Source organism: Leisingera daeponensis DSM 23529 (assembly GCF_000473145.1).
In the GTDB taxonomy this organism is placed as follows: domain Bacteria; phylum Pseudomonadota; class Alphaproteobacteria; order Rhodobacterales; family Rhodobacteraceae; genus Leisingera; species Leisingera daeponensis.
Genome location: NZ_KI421500.1, coordinates 2,632,756 through 2,651,477, shown reverse-complemented (window position 1 = coordinate 2,651,477; position 18,722 = coordinate 2,632,756). Strand labels below are relative to the sequence as shown.

Sequence of the window (18,722 nt, the reverse complement as noted above, 5' to 3'; positions counted from 1 at the left end):
CGGGATTATCCCGCCCCCGCACAGACCTTAGGTGGAGTTTCCACGTTCAAGGGTGATCGGCTCGACCTGGATATGGGGCACCTGTTCACCGGAGTAGAGGGCAATGACGCCCTTGGCTGCTTTGCGACCAATGTTTTGATAGGACATGCTGATGGTGGTTAGTCTGGTGCGCACCGAATGGACATAAGAGGTTGCGTTGAAGCCGCCAATCTTGAGCTGATCCGGCACAGAGATGCCTCTTTCGAAAGAGACCCGCATCCCGCCCAAGGCCATGGCGTCATTCAGAAAGTGGATCCCCTGAATGGTTGGGTAATGATCCAGCAGCCGCCGGGTCAGGATCTCTCCACCTTCTGCCTGACGGGGAAGGTCCTCGGCCACGCAGCGGATCAGTTGCACGCCATGGGCATTCAAGGTGCGCTCGAAAGAGTTCGCACGCACTGCTGCACAGATGTCCAGTTCCATCTCGGCGCCAACGTAGCCAACCCGTTCCAGCCCAAGAGAAAGAAAGTGCTCTGCCATCAGACGGCCCGCCTCCACGTGCGAGGGGCCGATACTGATGTCAAAGTCGGTGTTTTCGACATCCCAGATTTGAATGACGGGGCAATGTTGTTTCTTCAAAAGCTTGAGCGTCTCGGCTTTCCTGATGATCCCGCCATGCAGGATCAGCGCGGCGGGGCGTATCGAAAGAAAAGAAGAGACTTGTTCGAAATCCACTTCGGAATCGAAGTAGCTTTCCCCAATGAAAGTCCGCAGCCCGGCGGGGCGAAGTTCGGAGTTGATGGCGCTCAGGATGTCCGAATAGACCACGTCGCGGGCTGTCGGGATAAGCACCCCGACCATATTGCTGCTCGCCCCGGCCAGGAGGCTGGCAAGCTGATTGGTCACATAGCCCAACTCTTGGGCCGCAACCCGGACCCGTTTACGGGTTTCTTCGGGGATTCGCCCGGTGCCGCGCAAAACCTTGGAAACGGTCATTGCGCTCACGCCGGCCAGTTCGCCGACGTCGGAAAGGGTCACTTTGTTACTGATTTTCTTGTTTTTTGCCACGCTCATAACCCCTGCCCATCTGCCTTTGTAAAAAGGATACTACAATATCGTATTGACCTTAAGCCATATTGGGTTATCGTTAACTCAAATTGCGATTTCATCGCAGCAACACAGGCGCCTTGGGCGTCAGGGTGTCCAAAACGCGGTTGGTGGGGAGGCCGATGCACATGTTGAACTGGCTTTGGAAAAGTCTGGATTGGATCATAGCCGGGCTGACTGTTGGCATGATCAGTCTGGTTTTTGCGAACGTCGTCTTACGCTATGGCTTCTCATCAAGCCTTCGGCCTTCGGTGGAGCTTTCCCGCTTGGGGCTAGTGTGGGTCGTCATGATGGGGGCAGTCGTTGCGCTGCGCCGAAATGAACATCTGGCCGTGACTGAATTCTCCGAGACCCTGTTCCCGCGTCTTGTGCCTGCGCTGCGCCGGATCGGCTGGTTTGTTATCCTGGTCTGTGTTTCGATGCTGTTCGTCGGATCTTTCAATCAGATGAACGCGAATTGGGGGAACATCTCCCAATTGACCGGTTTGCCCTCGGCACTCTTCTACCTCGCCGGGGCTCTCTCTGGGGCGCTGATGATCCTTATCTCGGTTGTTCGCATTTTTTCCTTCGATGCCTTCCGCCAAGATTTGGGGGAGTGAACATGACCCTTGCTCTCTTCCTTGGCGTCCTATTGATTTCGATTTTTCTCGGACTGCCTGTCGCCTTCGCGCTCTTGCTGGCGTCGATTGCCTTGATGTTCCAACTGGACACTTTCAGCACCGATATTCTTGCTCAATCCTTGATCAACGGGGTTGATAGTTTCCCCTTGCTGGCGATCCCCTTCTTCCTGGTCGCTGGTGAAGTCATGTCCGCCGGCGGGCTGTCGCAACGGATCGTTCGCCTAGCTACAAGCTTTGTCGGGCATCGCCGTGGCGGCTTGGGATATGTGGCGATCTTTACCTCGATCCTGCTTGCCGGTCTGTCAGGATCTGCGGTGGCCGATGCCGCTGCATTGGTCAGTATTCTTTATCCGATGATGAAGAAGGCAGGCTATCCGGAGGGCCATTCGATGGGATTGCTCGCATCAGGTGGTATCATCGCGCCGGTTATTCCACCCTCCCTTCCTTTGATCCTTATCGGTGTCGCTGGCGGCATTTCGATCAAGAGCCTGTTCCTGGGCGGGATCGTGCCAGGGCTCTTGATGGGGCTGACATTGGTCCTGGTTTGGAGCGTTCTGATGCGCAAGGAAGATCTCGAGGTTGCGCCGCGCGCTACCGCGGGTGAAAGGATGCTTGCTGCCAAAGAAGGGTTCTGGGCCTTGCTATTGCCGGTGATCATCATTGGCGGCATTCGCTTCGGAGTCTTCACCCCAACCGAAGCAGCGGTTGTGGCCGCGGTTTACGCCATTTTTATTTCGACACTGGTTTATCGTGAACTCAACTTGAAATCTCTGTTCCAAGTGCTGGTGAGCGCAGGGCGGGCGACGGCGATCGTGATGTTCCTTGTGGGGTGCGCCATGGTCGCAGCCTGGCTGATCACGATTGCACAGCTGCCACAGCAGCTTGCCGCGATGCTTGGGCCGCTGGTCGACCATCCGCGTCTCTTGATGGCGGTGATCATGCTGATCGTTTTGGCCGTCGGCATGGTGATGGACTTGGCCCCGACGGTGCTGATCCTGGTGCCCTTGCTGATGCCGGTGGTCAAGCTGGCCGGTATAGACCCGGTCTATTTCGGCCTCATGTTCGTCATCAACACCTCGATCGGTCTGATCACACCGCCTGTGGGGAACGTCTTGAATGTCGTGTGCGGCGTGGGACGGGTACCGATGTCTGCTGCGGTCAAGGGCGTTGCGCCCTTCATCCTCGCCTATCTCGTGCTGCTCGCTCTCTTTGTCGTTTTTCCAAACATCATAATCACTCCGATGAAGTTCATCATCGGATAACAACCGGAGGAGACCCAATGAACACCTTTAAACTGCTTGCAGGCGCCGCCGCGGCCATGGCCATGAGCCTCTCTGCCGCCGCCGCCGAGACGACGCTGAAGCTGGCCCATGCGGCGCCAGAGACCGATCTTCAGCAAACAATGTCGCTGTTCTTCAAAGAGCAGGTCGAAACCCGCTCAAACGGGAGCATCAAGGTCAATATCTTTCCGTCGGGCCAGTTGGGCAATGACGCGCAAATGATTGACGGAACGCGGGCAGGCATCATCGACATTTCGATGGTGGGTCTGAACAACTATTCCGGCCTATTGCCTGAAACCGCAGCCTTCACGCTGCCATTCATGTTCCCGACGCGTGATGCGGCTTACCGGGTTCTTGACGGAGAAGTCGGCAAGGGCGTGCTGGCAGATATGGCCGAGTTTGGCCTGAAGGGGCTTGGCTTTCCCGAAAACGGTTACCGCAACATGACCAACAACCGCGGCCCGATCAAAGCGCCAGCCGATGTTGCCGGGCTTCAAATGCGGGTGAACAACTCCAAGGCGCTGAATGACATGTTCGCCGAGCTTAATGCCAACCCGCAGCAAATCCCGGTGGCCGAGCTTTACACCGCCCTTGAAACCGGCGTGGTGGATGCGCAGGACCATCCGATCGGCGTGACACTGTCCTTCAAGTTCTACGAGGTCCAGAAATATCTCAGCATGACCCGTCATGCCTATTCCCCGCTGGCCTTGGCGATGAACCTCAAGTCCTTTGAAGGTCTGTCGGACGATGAACAGAAGATCGTTCTGGTGGTCGCAAAAGAAGCGGTAGACCTTGAGCGCAAACTGAGCATCGAGAAAGAGGATGGCATGATTGCCGATCTCGAAGCAGCCGGCATGACCGTTAACGACGATGTCGATGGTGCAGCCTTCCAGGCGGCAATCACCCCGGTTTGGGACAGCTTTGTCGAGCAGCATGGCGACGGCCTGATCAAGGCAATCTTGGCCGCGTCCAAGTAATCGGCCGGAAGACGCAGAGCCCGCAGGCTGCGGGCTCTGTCTCGGCTCTATCATGAAACTCATGCGGGTCTGTGCGGACCCTTCGCAATAGGCGGAAAAATGGAAAACACGATCAAGACCCGGGCTTTGACGCACAAGGGCACAATGAAAATGCTTGAGGCCGCCATTGCCGAGGCCGAAAAGATCGGCCAGCCGCAGTGCATCGTCATTGTCGATGCGAGCGGCGAATTGCTGGCCGAGGTGCGCATGTCAGGCGCCAAGTTCCTCAGCCGGAAATCGGCACGGAGCAAGGCCCTGACGGCTTCCTCCATTGGCGCGCCGACCACAAACATTCCCGAAGCGGTCCGCCCCTTCATCGCGAGCGCGACGGGAGGCGATGTCACCGGGTTGCCCGGCGGGCTTCCGATTATCAGCGAGTCTACATTGCTGGGGGGCATCGGCGTCGGTTCCGGCAGCGGCAACCAGGATATCGCCGTCGCAAAGGCGGCATTGGCTGCAATCGGGGCGGAAACGGAATTCGCCTAAGGGCAATCATACTGCGGTCACTACGGGCAATACAACGTGGGCAGTGATTGACTACGCCCCGTCTGGCTCAAAACGATGTGACCGATAACAAGTTCGAAAGTCAGGAGATTTCATGTCTCAAACCATGATGCTCATCGAGAAATCTAGCCACTGTGTCAGTTGGTATGACACTGAAACCGGCGCCTTACAGGGACGCCTGGCCTTGCCGGAATTTCCCCATGAGTTTGTCGTCGATCAGGACAACCGCTATGCCTATGTGGGGCATTACGGCGTCCAGAACTCGGGCGTTGAGGGAACGGACGGCCGCTCGGTGATCGTCATCGACATCCGCAAACAGGAGGTTGTGCACCGCTATGATCTGGGGGAGCACGCACGCCCCCATGGCATCAACCTGGATGCACAGGGCCGTCTTTACGTCCTGTCGGAATGGACCGGGCATCTCTTGGTCAAGGAAAACCCACGCGCCTTTGATCAAGGCTGGGACCATGTGACACCTGTCGGCGGCGAGAAGCCCCATCTCTTTGCTCTTACAAGCGACGGTCGAACCGCCTATTCGATGAACCTCAAATCCGGGGATGTAACGGTTCTTGATCCCTATGATCCCACCCGGACCCCGGTTTCGATCAAGACCGGTGTAAAACCGGAGGGGCGCTGCCTGCGCGAAGAGGCCGGTGTACTCTATACATCGCAGCGGATTTCCAACACGGTTGCGGTGGTGGACACCAAGACGCTGCAGGTTCAGCGCATCTTTCCAACCCCGGAAGATCCTTGCCGCGTCTACTATGACTCCAAGCGCAACCGCCTTGTGACCATGAACCATCACGGCGGCTCATTTAGCGTCTTCGACGAAGCCACCGGTGAAATGCTTCACGAACAGAAGACCCCGGCGAACCCGCTGGCGCTCTGCATCGATGACGAAGCTGCCTATGCCTATATCGCTATCGATTGCGAGCAGGTGCAGCGGTTCAACCTCGACACTTTCGAAGTTGTTCAAACCTTTGACACCGGGAAAGAACCAGATGTGATGGTTATCCTCCCGGAAGGAATTTCCAAACATTGGGAGGTAAACGCATGAGCAAACCTCGTATTGCCATCGTACCGGGCGACCCGTCGGGCATCGGACCGGAGTTGATCGCCAAGCTGCTGAATGACGAAGGCGTTCTTGAGGCGGCCAACGTGCTCTTGGTGGGGGATCGCCATCTTTGGGAGCAGGGTGCGGCCCAGGCCGGGCAAGAGGTGCCGTTGAACACCCTTGATCCGCGCGCCATTCCAATTCAGACCGGGTTGGCTCATCTGAACATGCAGACCATTGACCCGAGCGAGATCAGCATCGGAGAAGTGACAGTTGCCGGTGGCACGACTTCGTTGCGTTGCCTCGAAAAGGCGCTCGACCTTGCGCAGGCGGGGCTGGTGGATGGGGTGCTTTTTGGCCCCTTCAATAAGGCGGCGATGACCGCTGCGGGGCTGAATGCAGAGGATGAACACAAATACATGGCCCGCTATCTTGGCTTTGCGGGTTATCATTCTGAAATCAACGTCCTTGACGATCTGATGACCACCCGTGTCACCTCGCACATCGGACTGAAGGATGTCGCCGCCAACATCTCCCAAGAAGGCATCCTCCGGGCGGTGAACCTCGCCAATGACACCCTGCGCAAAGCCGGGAAAGCCCGCCCAAGGATCGCTGTGGCGGCGCTTAATCCTCATGCCGGAGACAACGGGAAATTTGGCCGGGAAGAGATAGATATTCTCGAACCCGCTGTCAGACAGGCTCAGGAAAAGCAACTGGATGTCACTGGGCCCTGGCCGTCTGACACGGTCTTTCTCAAGGCAAAACGGGGCGAGGTTGATGCGGTTGTGACCATGTATCACGACCAGGGTCAGATCGCGATCAAACTGATGGGATTTGAGCGGGGGGTCACCTTGGCCGGCGGCTTGCCGATCCCTGTCGCGACCCCTGCCCATGGCACCGCCTTCGATATCGCAGGACTGAACAAAGCAAATGTTGGCGCAACCCGTCAGGCCTTTGACCTGCTGGTGCGTATGGCAAAAACCCACCGCGCCGACCGCGACGCGGCGCAAGGAGACACTCTATGACCAAGATCAAATCTGTACGTACCCGCGTCTGGAACTGGACCGGCCCGACCGTGCCACCCACCGGGAATTTCTGCACCAATGCCTCGGACGTGCTTTGGGACAAAGGCGACGCCATGTCCTCGTTCCGTTTTCACCAGTGGCTGACCTGCGAGGTCGAAACCGATGACGGCACCATCGGCATCGGCAACGCGGCCCTGGCGCCCACGGTTGTGAAAAAGGCCATCGACGACTGGTTCGCACCCATGGTGATCGGCGAAGACCCGTTCGACTATGCCTATCTCTGGGAAAAAATGTACCGCCGTTCCCATGCCTGGGGTCGCAAGGGTGTCGGCATGACCGCCATCTCTGCCGTCGATCTGGCGATCTGGGATCTGATGGGCAAGCTGACAGGCAAGCCTGTCTTCAAGCTGCTCGGCGGGCGCACCAAGGAGAAGATCCCGGTCTATTATTCCAAGCTCTACTCCGGCCCCATCGACGTCATGCAGGCAGAGGCCGAAGAGGCGAGGAAGAACAACTATCCCGGCTACAAGATGCGCTTTGGCTGGGGCCCCAAGGACGGCATGGCCGGGATGCGCGAGAACCTCAAGCGGGTCGAGGCCGTGCGCGAAGTGATCGGTTATGACGTCGATCTGATGCTGGAATGCTATCAGGGCTGGAACCTTGATTACACCAAGCGGATGCTGCCGAAGCTGGTCAAATACGAGCCGCGCTGGCTGGAGGAACCGGTCATTGCCGACGATGTCGAGGGTTATCGTGAACTGAACGCCATGAACATCGTGCCGATTTCCGGGGGCGAGCACGAGTTTTCAGTGATCGGGTGCAAGGACCTGATCGAAAAGAAGGCCGTTTCGGTCCTGCAATACGACACCAACCGGGTCGGCGGCATCACTGCGGCGCAGAAAATCAACGCCATCGCCGAGGCCTTCCAGGTGCCTGTCATCCCCCATGCCGGGCAGATGCACAATTATCACCTGACCATGGCCAATGCGAATTGCATGATCAGTGAATACTTCCCGGTCTTTGACGTCGAGGTCGGAAACGAGCTGTTCTACTACATTTTCGAGGGCGATCCCGCCGCTGTGGACGGCTTCCTTGATCTGGATGACGACACGCCGGGCCTCGGCATCTCGATCACCGACAAGTATCTGAAAAGCTTTGAGATTCAGGAGTAATCATGTCGTCTAGATATACTGGCATATGGCCCGTTGCGCCGACGCCGTTCCACGATGACGGCTCGCTTGATCTCGACGGTATGAAGCGTGTTCTCGACTGCCTGATCGATCAGGGCGCCGACGGGATCTGTATTCTCGCCAACTTCTCGGAACAGTTCCTGATTTCGGATGCGGAACGCGAAACCCTGACACGCCTCTGCCTGGAACATGTTGCGGGCCGGGTGCCGATGATCGTCACCATCAGCCACTTTGCCACGCAGATCGCCGTGGAACGGGCCAGGTACGCCAAAAGCCTTGGCGCGGACATCGTGATGATGATGCCGCCCTATCACGGCGCCCTGCTGAAGGGCACCGCTCAGCAGACTTTTGACCAGTTCAAGGCCGTGGGTGAGGTCGGCATTCCGATCATGGTGCAGGACGCCCCCCTGTCGGGCGTCGATCTGCCGGTTCCCCTGCTGGTCAGGATGGCGCAGGAAATCGACATGGTGCGGCTCTTCAAGATCGAATGCCCGCGTGCGGCCAACAAGCTGCGCGCCCTGATAGAGCAGGGCGGGGCCGCCATCGAGGCCCCGTTCGACGGTGAAGAAGCCATCACGCTTCTGGCCGATCTGGATGCGGGCGCGACGGGGTCGATGACCTCGGGCATGATCGTTGATCAGATCAAGCCAGTGCTCACCCATTACTATGCTGGCCGCCTGGATGAGGCGACGGCGGCCTATGGCCGGGTCGCCATGGCCATCAATCATGAAAACCGCCAGTGCGGATGGCAGAGCTGCAAAGCGGCCATGGTCGAGGGCGGGGTCATTCGATCCGAATTCTGTCGGCACCCGATCGAACCCCTGCATCCGGCGATCCGGGCCCGGCTTATCGACCTTTTGAGACCTCTGGACCCACTGGTCCTGAACTGGGGGAAATAGAATGCTTCATGGAAAGAACCTGATTGACGGCGTTTGGGTCGGATCTGACGACGTGGCGCACTCCGCCGATCTGGCGGGGCAGAGCTTTGCTCAGGCGACCAAGGCCCAGGTGAACGCGGCCTGTCAGGCCGCGCGCCGCGATTTTCGCACCTATAGCAAAACCGCCCGGAGCGAGCGGGCAGCTTTTCTCCGCGCGATTGCAGAAGAGATAGACAAGCTTGGAGATCAGATCACCCGCACTGGCATGGCGGAAACGGGTCTGCCCGAAATGCGCCTTATCGGCGAACGCGGCCGGACAACAGGTCAGTTGCGGATGTTTGCCGACCTGATCGAAGGGACCGAGTATCTTGATATTCGCAGGGACGGCGCCTTGCCGGACCGCGCAACATTGCCACGCCCGGATTTGCGCCTGACGCACAAGGCCATCGGGCCGGTCGTGGTCTTCGGCGCCTCGAACTTTCCCTTGGCTTTCTCGACGGCGGGCGGTGACACAGCCTCGGCCCTGGCGGCGGGTTGCCCAGTCATCGTGAAGGGCCATAGTGCCCACGCAGGGACCGCCGATCTGGTCGCGCAGGCGATCGAGGCGGCAATTCTTGCCTGTAACATGCCCAAGGCAACCTTTCAGATGCTGCAAGGCTCCGGCCGCGAAGTTGGTGCGGCGCTGGTCCAGCATCCCGAGATCACGGCCGTCGGGTTTACCGGCTCACTGGCGGGCGGTCGGGCGCTCTATGATCAGTGCCACGCGCGTCCCCATCCGATCCCCTTCTATGGTGAATTGGGCTCAGTGAACCCGATGTTTTGCCTTCCGGCGGCGATGGACGCCCGCGCCGCAGAGATCGGTGCAGGCTGGGCTGCATCCTTGACGATGGGCGCAGGACAGTTCTGTACCAACCCCGGCATTGCGGTCATGGTCAAGGGGGCTCAGGCTGAGGCTCTTGAAGCTGCCTGTGTCGATGCGCTGCGCAAGACACCGGAGCAGAAAATGCTGACTGACGGAATCCACAAGGCCTATGAGAGTGGCGTCAAGGGAGTCGCCGGCCTGATAGAAGAAGTGGCCGCCTGTGGAACAGCAAAAGCGGCGCGGTCCGGCTTGCCTGCGCTTTTCAAGGTGTCGGCAAAGGAATGGATGGCGAACCCGATCCTGCAACAGGAGATCTTTGGCTCTGCCGGGATCATGGTACTGTGCGACGATGTTGCAGAAATGGTGGAACTGGCCGAAATCCTGGAAGGCCAGTTGACCGTTACGCTTCACCTGGATGACGCGGATGCCGATCTGGCCGCGGTGCTCATGCCAATTGCCGAAGAGAAGGCCGGGCGTATTCTGGCAAATGGTTTTGCAACGGGTGTCGAGGTCTGCTCAGCGATGATGCATGGTGGCCCATATCCGGCCAGCACCGATGTGCGCGCGACCTCGGTCGGTACACTGGCAATCGCGCGTTGGCTGCGTCCGGTAAGCTACCAGAACATCCCGAGCGCCCTGCTGCCTTCCGAACTCGGAGAGTGACAAGCAAGATTGTGACCGGGTTTAGGCTGCTTTAGTCTCTGCGTGAAACAGAGAAGAACAGCAAGCGATGGACAGCAGGAAACCCGGTCACAGACCCGTCACGATGCGCGATGTCGCCAAGGCGGCGGGTGTCTCTAGAATGACGGTCAGCCGTGCCTTGAAAAAGGATAGCCCGATTTCTTCCGAGACGCGGAAGCGTATCCTGAAGGTTGTCAAGGACATGAACTATGTCCCGGATCAAGTAGCAGGGTCATTGACAACAAAGAGGTCAGGGTTTGTTGGCCTCTTGCTGCCCTCGCTGAACAACCTGCACTTTGCGCAGACAGCGCAATCCCTGACCGATGTCCTTGAACAGGGCCGGCTCCAATTGCTCTTGGGCTATACCGCCTATTCACCCGAGCGCGAAGAGCAGCTTGTCGAAACCATGCTGCGGCGCCGTCCCGAAGCGATGGTTTTGTCCTATGACGGTCACACCGAACAGACCATCCAGTTGCTGCAACGCGCCTCGATCCCCATTGTTGAAATCTGGGAAAAACCGGCCCACCCGATAGGCCATACCGTCGGCTTCTCCAACAAACGTGCCGCCTATGACATGACGCAGGCGCTCTTGGCCCGCGGCTTTCGGAAGATCGTTTTCCTGGGCGAAAAGGACGACGACTGGACCCGAGGTGCCGCCAGGCGAGCCGGATTCAAACGCGCGATGCGCGAGGCCGGTCTGAACCCCGATCAAGAGATCCGTCTTGGCGCACCGCCCTTGTCGATAGAAAATGGTGTCGCAGCCGCAGATCAGATCCTGCAAGAATACCCCGATACCGATTGCATATTCTGTGTCTCTGACATGCCTGCCTTCGGACTGTTGAGCCGGTTGAAAAGCATCGGGGTCGCCGTGCCCGAACAGGTCTCTGTGGTTGGTTTCGGCAATTTCGAGGTCTCCCGTTTTGCCTCGCCCGAGATCAGCACCGTGCGGGTCGATCCCATTGCGATTGGTCGTGAAACCGGCTCGTTGATCCTTCGCCTCCTGGACCAGAAACAGAGATCTCCCCTGACAGCCCAACACATCACGTTGCCACCCGTGCTAGAGTTTCGCGCGAGTCTGAAGAACCTCTGACGTAGATTTTTAGATACCTGAAAAATACAGCTTTGAACCCTATTGTGACCGGTCACAAAGCTGATAAAGTGCTCCCAATGAAGTTTGAAGAAACGGCCCCTGTAATGCCAGAGGAGGGCAATTTTCTATGTTTGGAGTTTTGGAAGGCACCGGTTTTGAAGCTATCGAACCTGAATTCAATGCCTGTTTTATCGGTCATGCCAGGGTCGAGCGGCTCTGGACCGGTGCGCGATGGTCAGAGGGGCCGGCATGGTTCCCAGCCGGCCGTTATCTGATCTGGTCGGATATCCCGAACAATCGGATCATGCGATGGGATGAGACCGATGGATCGGTGTCCGAGTTCCGCCGCCCCTCAAACAATAGCAACGGCAATACGGTGGATGGCCAGGGCAGGCTCGTTTCCTGCGAACACCTTGCCCGGCGGGTCACGCGCACGGAGCATGACGGCTCGATCACGGTCATTGCCGAGGCGGTGGCAGGCAAGCGACTAAACTCGCCAAATGATGTCGTGGTGAAATCCGATGGCTCCATCTGGTTCACCGATCCCGCCTACGGGATCATGATGGATTACGAAGGCGAACGCGCCGAGAGCGAAATCGGGGCTTGCCATGTTTACCGCTGGGATCCGGAAACCGAGCAAGTCACCGCCGTGGCCACAGATTTTGTCAAGCCAAACGGACTGGCATTTTCCGCCGACGAAAAATCGCTCTTTGTCTCCGATACGGGAGGCACCCACCAAGAAGGCGGGCCGGCCCACATCCGCAAACTCGCGCTTACACCTGACGGCAAAGGGGTCTTAGGTGGCGAGGTTTTTGCCGAATGCAGCAATGGTTTTTTTGATGGCTTCCGCCTGGACCGGGACGGCCGAATCTGGAGCTCTGCCGCTGATGGCGTGCATTGCTTGAGCCCCGAAGGCAAGCTGATTGGCAAGATTCACATTCCCGAAATCGTGGGCAACCTTTGCTTTGGCGGCGCCAAACTGAACCGCCTTTTCATCGCTGCGACCAGCTCTCTCTACGCAGTCTATCTGAATGTGAACGGTCTGAAGTAAAAGGCTGACTTGCCTTGTCGCAACACTCGCGGTTGATCAGAAAAGGTCTTTGATCTTCTGCTGTCAGGCGGCCAAGGCAGCGAATTGTGTAAACGGGCAGAGGCCGGGCGTAATCTGGCCTTTCCGGGTCATGTGCGCTCCCTCGATTCCGTCGAGTGTAACGGAGGCTGATGCGAAAGACTTGAAGCCGAGCATCGGTCGGATCCGCTTCTTGATTGTACAGTAATCCTGCTGGACCGTGTTATTGAGGGGTGATGTCGACTTTCTCACCGCCGTTCTCAGGGGGGGGCAATTAGCAAATCCCTCACACCGGATGAACAAAGCTTTTTCCGTTTTTCACATGCCGACCGACAAGTTTTTTTATCATCCTGCCTTTCGAAGGCACGTATCGTGCGGTGCGCGTCAGATGATCCATATCACGGATTACGTGCTGCGGCGCACGGATTTTATCCACAGCATTTATTGGAAGAGCTTTCAAAGCTTCAGGCCCTGTATGCAAACTCTCTGAGGCTGCTCCGTTCGCGAATACAATCTCATGTTCATCAAGCAGGAGGTGCCAGTATTCAACCTCATCGACCTCGCCTGCAATATCTATTCCAGGTACGAGTAAAAGCTTGTTGGCCGGGACGAGGGTCTCGCCAACACCGAAAAGCCTCTCAGCGATAGCGGATCGGACAAATATCCGGTGCTGTGGCGAGGTGAGCAAATCCCTTTCAGGAATTCCGGGGCCGAGGGCGCCAGCCCGGATCCGGATCGGCCGCAGATTGGGATTGGCCAGGAGCGCCTCGCGGCTCAAACTGGTGTTACCGATCCATTGGATCGCCTGATAGCCGTTATCCATGGTCAGAACTTCGTCGCCTGAGCGCAACGTTTCGATGGCACGCTCGCCATCCTTGGTCTGAATCATCGTGCCGCGCAGGAAACAAACGACCTTCGCGTTTGTGACGATATCGCCGTCCTGCCCGCTACTATCGATCATTGCCTCGATGTCGAGCTTGCCGTCCTCGACACCGTCGGCCAGATCATACGACCGGATGGTATCCTTGTTCGTAATGATCGTTCTGCCGTCTTCGAGCATGAACAGGTATTCGCCAGCTTCCGTCCCCGAAGGGATTACAGTGAAATCCTGGCCGGATCCGGTATACAGAACGAGATCGTCATCATATGAACTGGTGTCGTTGATCAGTGCCTCAAGGTCGACAGCACCATCCTCGGCCCCGTCGCCGAGATCCCAGCCGCGCAGCGTGTCCCGGGACAGAAGGGCAGTGGTTCCGTCCTCCAGCTTAAGAATATAGTCCAGAGCCTCGTTTCCGGTCGGCGTCAGAGTGAACCCCTGACCGGACCCGGTGTACAGCCTGACATCGTCATCTAATGAACTGGTATCGTTGATCAGCGCCTCAAGATCGACGGTGCCGTCCTCGGTCCCGTCACCAAGATCCCAGCCCCGCAAAGTGTCACGGGCAATCAGCGCCGTGGTGCCGTCGTCCAATGTGACAATGTACTCCAGAGCATTGTTACCTGACGGCGTGATGGTGAAACCTTGCCCCGAACCCGTGGTCAACACAACATCATCGTCCAGCGAAGACGTGTCACTAACCAAGGCTTCAAGGTCGACGCGCCCGTCCTCAACCCCATCGCCAAGGTCGTAGCCGCGCAGGGTATCCCGGGCCAGAATCGCCGTGGTTCCGTCGTCAAACTGGACGATGTATTCCAACGCGTTGTTTCCCGAGGCCGTGACGGTGAAGCCCTGACCGGATCCGGTGTACATGACAATATCGTCATCGACTGAACTGGTGTCGTTGATCAATGCTTCCAGATCAACCACCCCGTCCTCATTCCCGTCTCCGATATCCCAACCTCGCAGGCTGTCGCGTCCGAGTATGGCGACGGTGCCATCCTCAAGCTCGACAATATACTCCAGTTCGCCGTTGCCGGAGGGAGTGATCGTGAAGTCCTGCCCAGAGCCGGTGGTGAGCCGCACGTCGTCGTCAACAGACGCGCTGTCTCCGATCAGGACCTCAAGGTCAATTTTCCCGTTGTCCAAACCATCCGCATAATCCCAGCCGCGAACGTCGTCACCTGACACATCGGTTCTGTCTATGATGGCGGTCGTCCCATCTTCGAGCTCAATGATATATTCAAGCCCGCTGTTGCCGGTTGGCGTGATCGTGAAAGCCTGGCCTGACCCTGTATAAAATTCGATCATGTCACCACTGGAAGAAACCCCATCGTCCAATGAGTTGACATCGAAATAGCCGTCGTTAGATCCGTCCTTCAGGTCATAGGCCCAAAGGTCGTCGCGGCCGATGATGTACGTCCGGCCGCTGTCGGTCGTTACGATAAACTCGTTGGTGCCGTTCCCGGTTGGTCTGATTGTCGGCATTACCAGTGTGCCCTTTCTTCACTTGTCAACAGGTTGGCCTGTCGTTTGCCCCTCCTCCCGCGGGTTTGCTCGAAACGCGTGGGGCCCTTGCCGCCTTTTGCAGATATTAGGTCGCAAAACTTTTGGTATCCCTAATCGGCGCGGCGGTTTTGAATAAAATCTAAGTAGACAGACGATAAAATTATGGCAAAAAAATGTACTGGGAACGGCGGTGGGAAGTTCGACCGCGGTAACCATGTCGTGTAGTGGGTTCAAATCGGCATGAAGTCGGGACCCCACTTGGGTATTCAAGAGGGACCCGCCTGACGTCCGGGCAACTGGCCTGAGGCGCCCTAGCCCTCAAATAGCGCATTCGATTTTTGGCCAGCGGGCTTCCCGGGAATAATCCCGTGTATTTAAGCGCTAGCTGTCATTGCCTGTTTCGATGATGTCTCGGTGGTGGGTGAGCCGGTCGGGCAGGGCCGTCGTCATCTTGGCATCGGCGAAGCCGCTGGACCATTCGCCGAAGGAGAGGTTGATTGTGACGATATCCTTACAAACGGCCTTAAGGGAAACCCGCAAGGCCCGGCAGATTTGCCGTATCGATTTGCCATCATGAAAATTTGCCCGCCGGATCTGCGCAATCATTTGCACATCCGGCATCCCAAGCCTGCTTCCGGATAATCTCGGAAGCATGGTGGACCACCGCATAAAGTGGATCTCCATTGGAAGCCGATCACTCAGATAGTCGGGAAATTTTCCACGCCGGTTCACTGCCCAGACCAGCCGCGAGCGGAGGCAGAATCATCTTGCGGCAATACTGCAGCGGAATTTGATATTTGGTCCGAGATTTTGCGACACTGCCAAGTCGCTCCGCAGATTGTTTCTTTGGACCCGCCAATAGCACTCTCAATTAATCAAATTCTCAGGATTTTCTTCTCCACAGACGGATGCGGGCTTAGCAGGGAATCCGAACTCGCTCCGAAGGCTGCGGGGTGTTCATTGGAGAGTACACGAAGCACGAGGTTGATGATGCCCAGACAATACCATGACTACCAGTTCTCCGCTTTCCGCGCCCAAGACCTTTTCGGTTGGGGCTCCGGCGATGCCGGTTCCCAGTTCACGGTGCCAACGAGTGGTGCGGTCACGATTTCGGTGCGGGATGACGAAGCCAACCTTGGCGGAGACTTGCGCTGGAATGAACATGCCGACGATCTTTATGTGAGCGGCGCGTCGATTCGCAGCGATAATGGCCACAGCCTGGGGAATGGCGGCAAGATCTACGGCGAAAACTATACCGTCGTCCAAGACACGCATGGCAACGAGTACCGCATGGTCCGGGTCGAGCAGGAGGGCACCGATCAGTCTTACTATGCTTTCGACCGCAGCTTTGGCCTGCCGAGCGAAGGCACGAACCTGAGCGTGGTCCGGACCTACAATGTCAACAAGTGGTTCGGCGACATGTCCAGCTACCACAACCTGACAGTGCCGGACACGCCCGACCCGGTCACGCATCCCGATCCGGACCCGGACCTCGGCAGCATCTCGGGCCGCCTGTTTTTTGATGAGGACTGCGACACCACCCAGCTTAACGAGCATACTGGGCAGCTTGAACAGGGTGTCGCGGGCAATGTCGTGGAACTGCGTCACGCCTACACCAAGCAGGTCATTGCGCGCACGACGACCGATGCGAACGGCGAGTATTCCTTCGAGGGCGTCGAAGCGGGTGCCTACAATGTCACCTTTGAGGGCGAGGACGGATACGTCTTTGTCGGCAGAAGCCCGGAAGGCACGCCGGACAGCATCAGCGCGGACGTGCGTGGCGACGGCTCGGGCAGCCGCGTGTTCGTTGGCGAAGGCGAGCATGTCAGGGACTACGATGCCGGTCTCAAGATCGAGAGCGGCAGCATAGAGGGCACCGTTTTCATCGACGATGAATGCGATGGTCTGCAGATCAGCGACACCTATGAGACCTTGGGCGAGAACCTCATCCAAAACGGCGATTTTGAGGATAACAGCCTTCGGGGCGGTTATTCCTTTAGCCGGATCAATGACTGGGACCGCTCCGGCAAGGTCCGGCTGGACGATAGAGATTACGGTCACGGCAACGAGCGCGGCGATGCCATTGTCAGGCTGACGCATAACACCGAAGTCTCCCAGGATGTGGAGATCGAAAACGAAGGCACCTACCGGCTGACTTTCGACACGCTCCAGTTCCGTAACAGAAACGATGAAATCGAGGTGAGGGTTGATGGCCGGCTCGTCGAGACGATCCGGGTGGACGAAGACAAGTCCATCACGCTCGACCTCGAGCTGAGCTCAGGCCGTCATGAGATCAGTTTTGAAGGCGACACCGGTGGCAACAGGATTTACGGGGCAGGCCTGGATAATGTTGAACTGCGCGAGGTCATTCTGACGGGGGACGAGGACGAGACCAAGGCCGGCGTTACCGTGGCCCTGCAGAACCTCGACGGCACGCCTGTTCTGGATAAGAACGGCGATCCGCTCACAACCCAGACCGACGAAGACGGCAACTACCGTTTCGACAACATCCCTGTCGGCGATTATCAGATCGTCGGCGTGGCTCCGGACGGCACCGAATTCTCGCTGCAGGATGTGGGCGATAACGACGATATCGACAGCGACGTGGATGAGAACGGCGTGTCCGGGACGGTCGAGGTCCGCCACGGCGAGACCGAGGATGTCGACATCGGCATCTGTGAGAAAGATGACGAGCCCGGATCGCTTTCTGGCAAGTACTTCCTCGACGAGAACCGCAACTTTATCGACGATGATGGGGATGACAACGGCATCGCAGGCATCGAGGTGACACTGCTCGACGCCGATGGCAACTCGCTGGGCCGTACCACCACCACCGGCGAGGATGGCAACTACAGCTTCGGTGATCTTGAACCCGGGACCTATGGGGTACAGTTCTATGATCCCAACGATGCGAACATTCTGGTCCCGGCTGACAACGGCGATGACGACAGCATCGACAGCGACGCGGTCGATCTTGGAGACGGCTTTCGCCAGATCGACGGAATTTCGGTTACGGCCGGCGAGGACACACCAGACAACGATGCCGGGGTCAAGCGGCTTTACAGCGATGGCGATGACGATGGCCAGAACACCGACGATGACTGCGACATCTGTTACTTTGCCGAGGGGCCCGATCAGGGCTACTTCGATATCGACCATGAGACCGGCGCGCTCTCCAACAAATTCTGGTTCGACCCGAGCTTTGGTCAGCGCTGGGATGCTGACGACGACGACATCTATCAGGTGTCGGTGGTTGGCAGGGATGCCGATGACAATGAGATCAGCCGCGTCGACAAGGAGCTGGTCGTGCGTCCGGGAGAGGCCCCTTTCTGGCGTGATGTCGCTTCTGATGACGAGGGAGCGGACTCCAGCGATCTGATGTCGATCCTTTTTGTGCCGATGGAGAATGAACACGAACCCCTCGAGGAGGAAGAAGAAGAGCAGGAGTTCGATCTGCTCATGTAACGCAGAAATTCAGATTAGTGTTAATGAAGCAAAAAGTCGGCCAACTGTGACCGCCCGGTGAAGGTGCTCTGGCACTGTTCCGGTGCCATGGTGCTACGCTGCGGCAGCAGCGTAGCACCATGGCATGAGTTCGTTCAGGCGAAGGATTTTATGACCCGCGAACTGTGCCAGAACCCAAGTGGGTTACCCCCTGAAATTTGGGCACAGACGTAAGCTAAGATTGCTCTCTGCTGATCTTCGACGAAGAGGAGATCAGAGATGTCGAAACGGAAGAACCATTCGCCCGAATTCAAGGCCAAGGTTGCGCTTGAGGCTTGGAAGGGCGAGTGGACGGTCGCTGAGCTGGCAAGCCAGTTTGGCCTACCCCCGACGATGATTGCAGCTGGAAGCGGGCTCTGGCTGAGAAAAGAAGAAACCCAACCCGATCAGCAGGAGCAGAAAGCAGCTTAAATTATGCCAGATCCTGTCCAACGATCGGGGAGTAGCTCAGTTCTAATGACCTCTGTAAACGTCAAG

At 57.6% G+C, this 18,722-nt stretch carries 14 protein-coding genes and 3 pseudogenes; 13 read left to right on the top strand and 4 right to left on the bottom strand.

All coding sequences use genetic code 11. From position 1 onward, the window contains the following. Positions 1-27: 27 nt before the first annotated feature. Positions 28-1,053 carry a LacI family DNA-binding transcriptional regulator gene (locus DAEP_RS0113480; RefSeq protein WP_027245000.1) on the bottom strand — a complete coding sequence of 342 codons (1,026 nt, stop codon included), beginning with the start codon at positions 1,051-1,053 and terminating at the stop codon, positions 28-30. Positions 1,054-1,214: 161 nt separating this feature from the next. Between DAEP_RS0113480 and DAEP_RS22730 the strand changes: the two genes are divergently transcribed. The 11 genes from DAEP_RS22730 (at position 1,215) to DAEP_RS0113425 (ending at position 12,337) form a co-directional block, all read left to right on the top strand. Further along, the gene (locus DAEP_RS22730) at positions 1,215-1,685 is read left to right on the top strand and encodes a TRAP transporter small permease (RefSeq protein WP_154665060.1); all 471 of its coding nucleotides are present in this window, start codon (positions 1,215-1,217) and stop codon (positions 1,683-1,685) included. Between the two features lie 2 nt (positions 1,686-1,687). Beyond that, entirely contained in the window at positions 1,688-2,968 is a 1,281-nt protein-coding gene (locus tag DAEP_RS0113470) for a TRAP transporter large permease subunit (protein WP_027244999.1), read from the top strand. 17 nt (positions 2,969-2,985) lie between these two features. Further along, entirely contained in the window at positions 2,986-3,963 is a 978-nt protein-coding gene (locus tag DAEP_RS0113465) for a TRAP transporter substrate-binding protein (protein WP_027244998.1), read from the top strand. Between the two features lie 99 nt (positions 3,964-4,062). Further along, positions 4,063-4,488: a GlcG/HbpS family heme-binding protein gene (locus tag DAEP_RS0113460; RefSeq protein WP_027244997.1), complete on the top strand. Its 426-nt coding sequence runs from the start codon at positions 4,063-4,065 to the stop codon at positions 4,486-4,488. A gap of 202 nt (positions 4,489-4,690) precedes the next feature. Continuing rightward, positions 4,691-5,563, top strand: coding sequence for a YncE family protein (locus DAEP_RS0113455; RefSeq protein WP_245595091.1), 873 nt, complete (start codon positions 4,691-4,693; stop codon positions 5,561-5,563). Further along, positions 5,560-6,585: a 4-hydroxythreonine-4-phosphate dehydrogenase PdxA gene (locus tag DAEP_RS0113450; RefSeq protein WP_027244995.1), complete on the top strand. Its 1,026-nt coding sequence runs from the start codon at positions 5,560-5,562 to the stop codon at positions 6,583-6,585. The genes DAEP_RS0113455 and DAEP_RS0113450 overlap by 4 nt, the downstream gene beginning before the upstream one ends. After that, complete coding sequence (locus DAEP_RS0113445; RefSeq protein WP_027244994.1) at positions 6,582-7,757, top strand: L-rhamnonate dehydratase; 1,176 nt, start codon at positions 6,582-6,584, stop codon at positions 7,755-7,757. The genes DAEP_RS0113450 and DAEP_RS0113445 overlap by 4 nt, the downstream gene beginning before the upstream one ends. Positions 7,758-7,759: 2 nt before the next feature. Further along, positions 7,760-8,674, top strand: coding sequence for a dihydrodipicolinate synthase family protein (locus tag DAEP_RS0113440; RefSeq protein WP_027244993.1), 915 nt, complete (start codon positions 7,760-7,762; stop codon positions 8,672-8,674). Position 8,675: 1 nt separating this feature from the next. After that, positions 8,676-10,178 carry an aldehyde dehydrogenase (NADP(+)) gene (locus DAEP_RS0113435; RefSeq protein WP_027244992.1) on the top strand — a complete coding sequence of 501 codons (1,503 nt, stop codon included), beginning with the start codon at positions 8,676-8,678 and terminating at the stop codon, positions 10,176-10,178. A 103-nt stretch (positions 10,179-10,281) separates the two neighbouring features. Next, positions 10,282-11,286: a LacI family DNA-binding transcriptional regulator gene (locus DAEP_RS0113430; protein WP_051337397.1), complete on the top strand. Its 1,005-nt coding sequence runs from the start codon at positions 10,282-10,284 to the stop codon at positions 11,284-11,286. Positions 11,287-11,413: 127 nt separating this feature from the next. After that, positions 11,414-12,337, top strand: a complete 924-nt coding sequence (locus DAEP_RS0113425) for an SMP-30/gluconolactonase/LRE family protein (protein WP_027244990.1) — start codon at positions 11,414-11,416, stop codon at positions 12,335-12,337. A gap of 63 nt (positions 12,338-12,400) precedes the next feature. Here DAEP_RS0113425 and DAEP_RS0113420 read toward each other — a convergent pair. The 3 genes and pseudogenes from DAEP_RS0113420 to DAEP_RS23615 all read right to left on the bottom strand — a co-directional run. Then, positions 12,401-12,628 (bottom strand): annotated as a pseudogene (locus DAEP_RS0113420) (DDE-type integrase/transposase/recombinase); the annotation flags it as partial. 13 nt (positions 12,629-12,641) lie between these two features. Next, on the bottom strand, positions 12,642-14,720 hold the full coding sequence (locus DAEP_RS24375) for a Hint domain-containing protein (RefSeq protein WP_245595090.1): 2,079 nt from the start codon (positions 14,718-14,720) through the stop codon (positions 12,642-12,644). Between the two features lie 405 nt (positions 14,721-15,125). Further along, positions 15,126-15,248: pseudogene (locus DAEP_RS23615) on the bottom strand (ATP-binding protein); the annotation flags it as partial. A gap of 483 nt (positions 15,249-15,731) precedes the next feature. On the opposite strand from DAEP_RS23615, the gene DAEP_RS0113405 reads away from it, so the two are divergent. Together DAEP_RS0113405 and DAEP_RS24495 are read left to right on the top strand one after the other, a co-directional pair. Beyond that, positions 15,732-18,206 carry an SdrD B-like domain-containing protein gene (locus tag DAEP_RS0113405; protein ID WP_161787060.1) on the top strand — a complete coding sequence of 825 codons (2,475 nt, stop codon included), beginning with the start codon at positions 15,732-15,734 and terminating at the stop codon, positions 18,204-18,206. 258 nt (positions 18,207-18,464) lie between these two features. After that, positions 18,465-18,610, top strand: a pseudogene (locus tag DAEP_RS24495) (transposase); the annotation flags it as partial. Positions 18,611-18,722 lie beyond the last annotated feature (112 nt).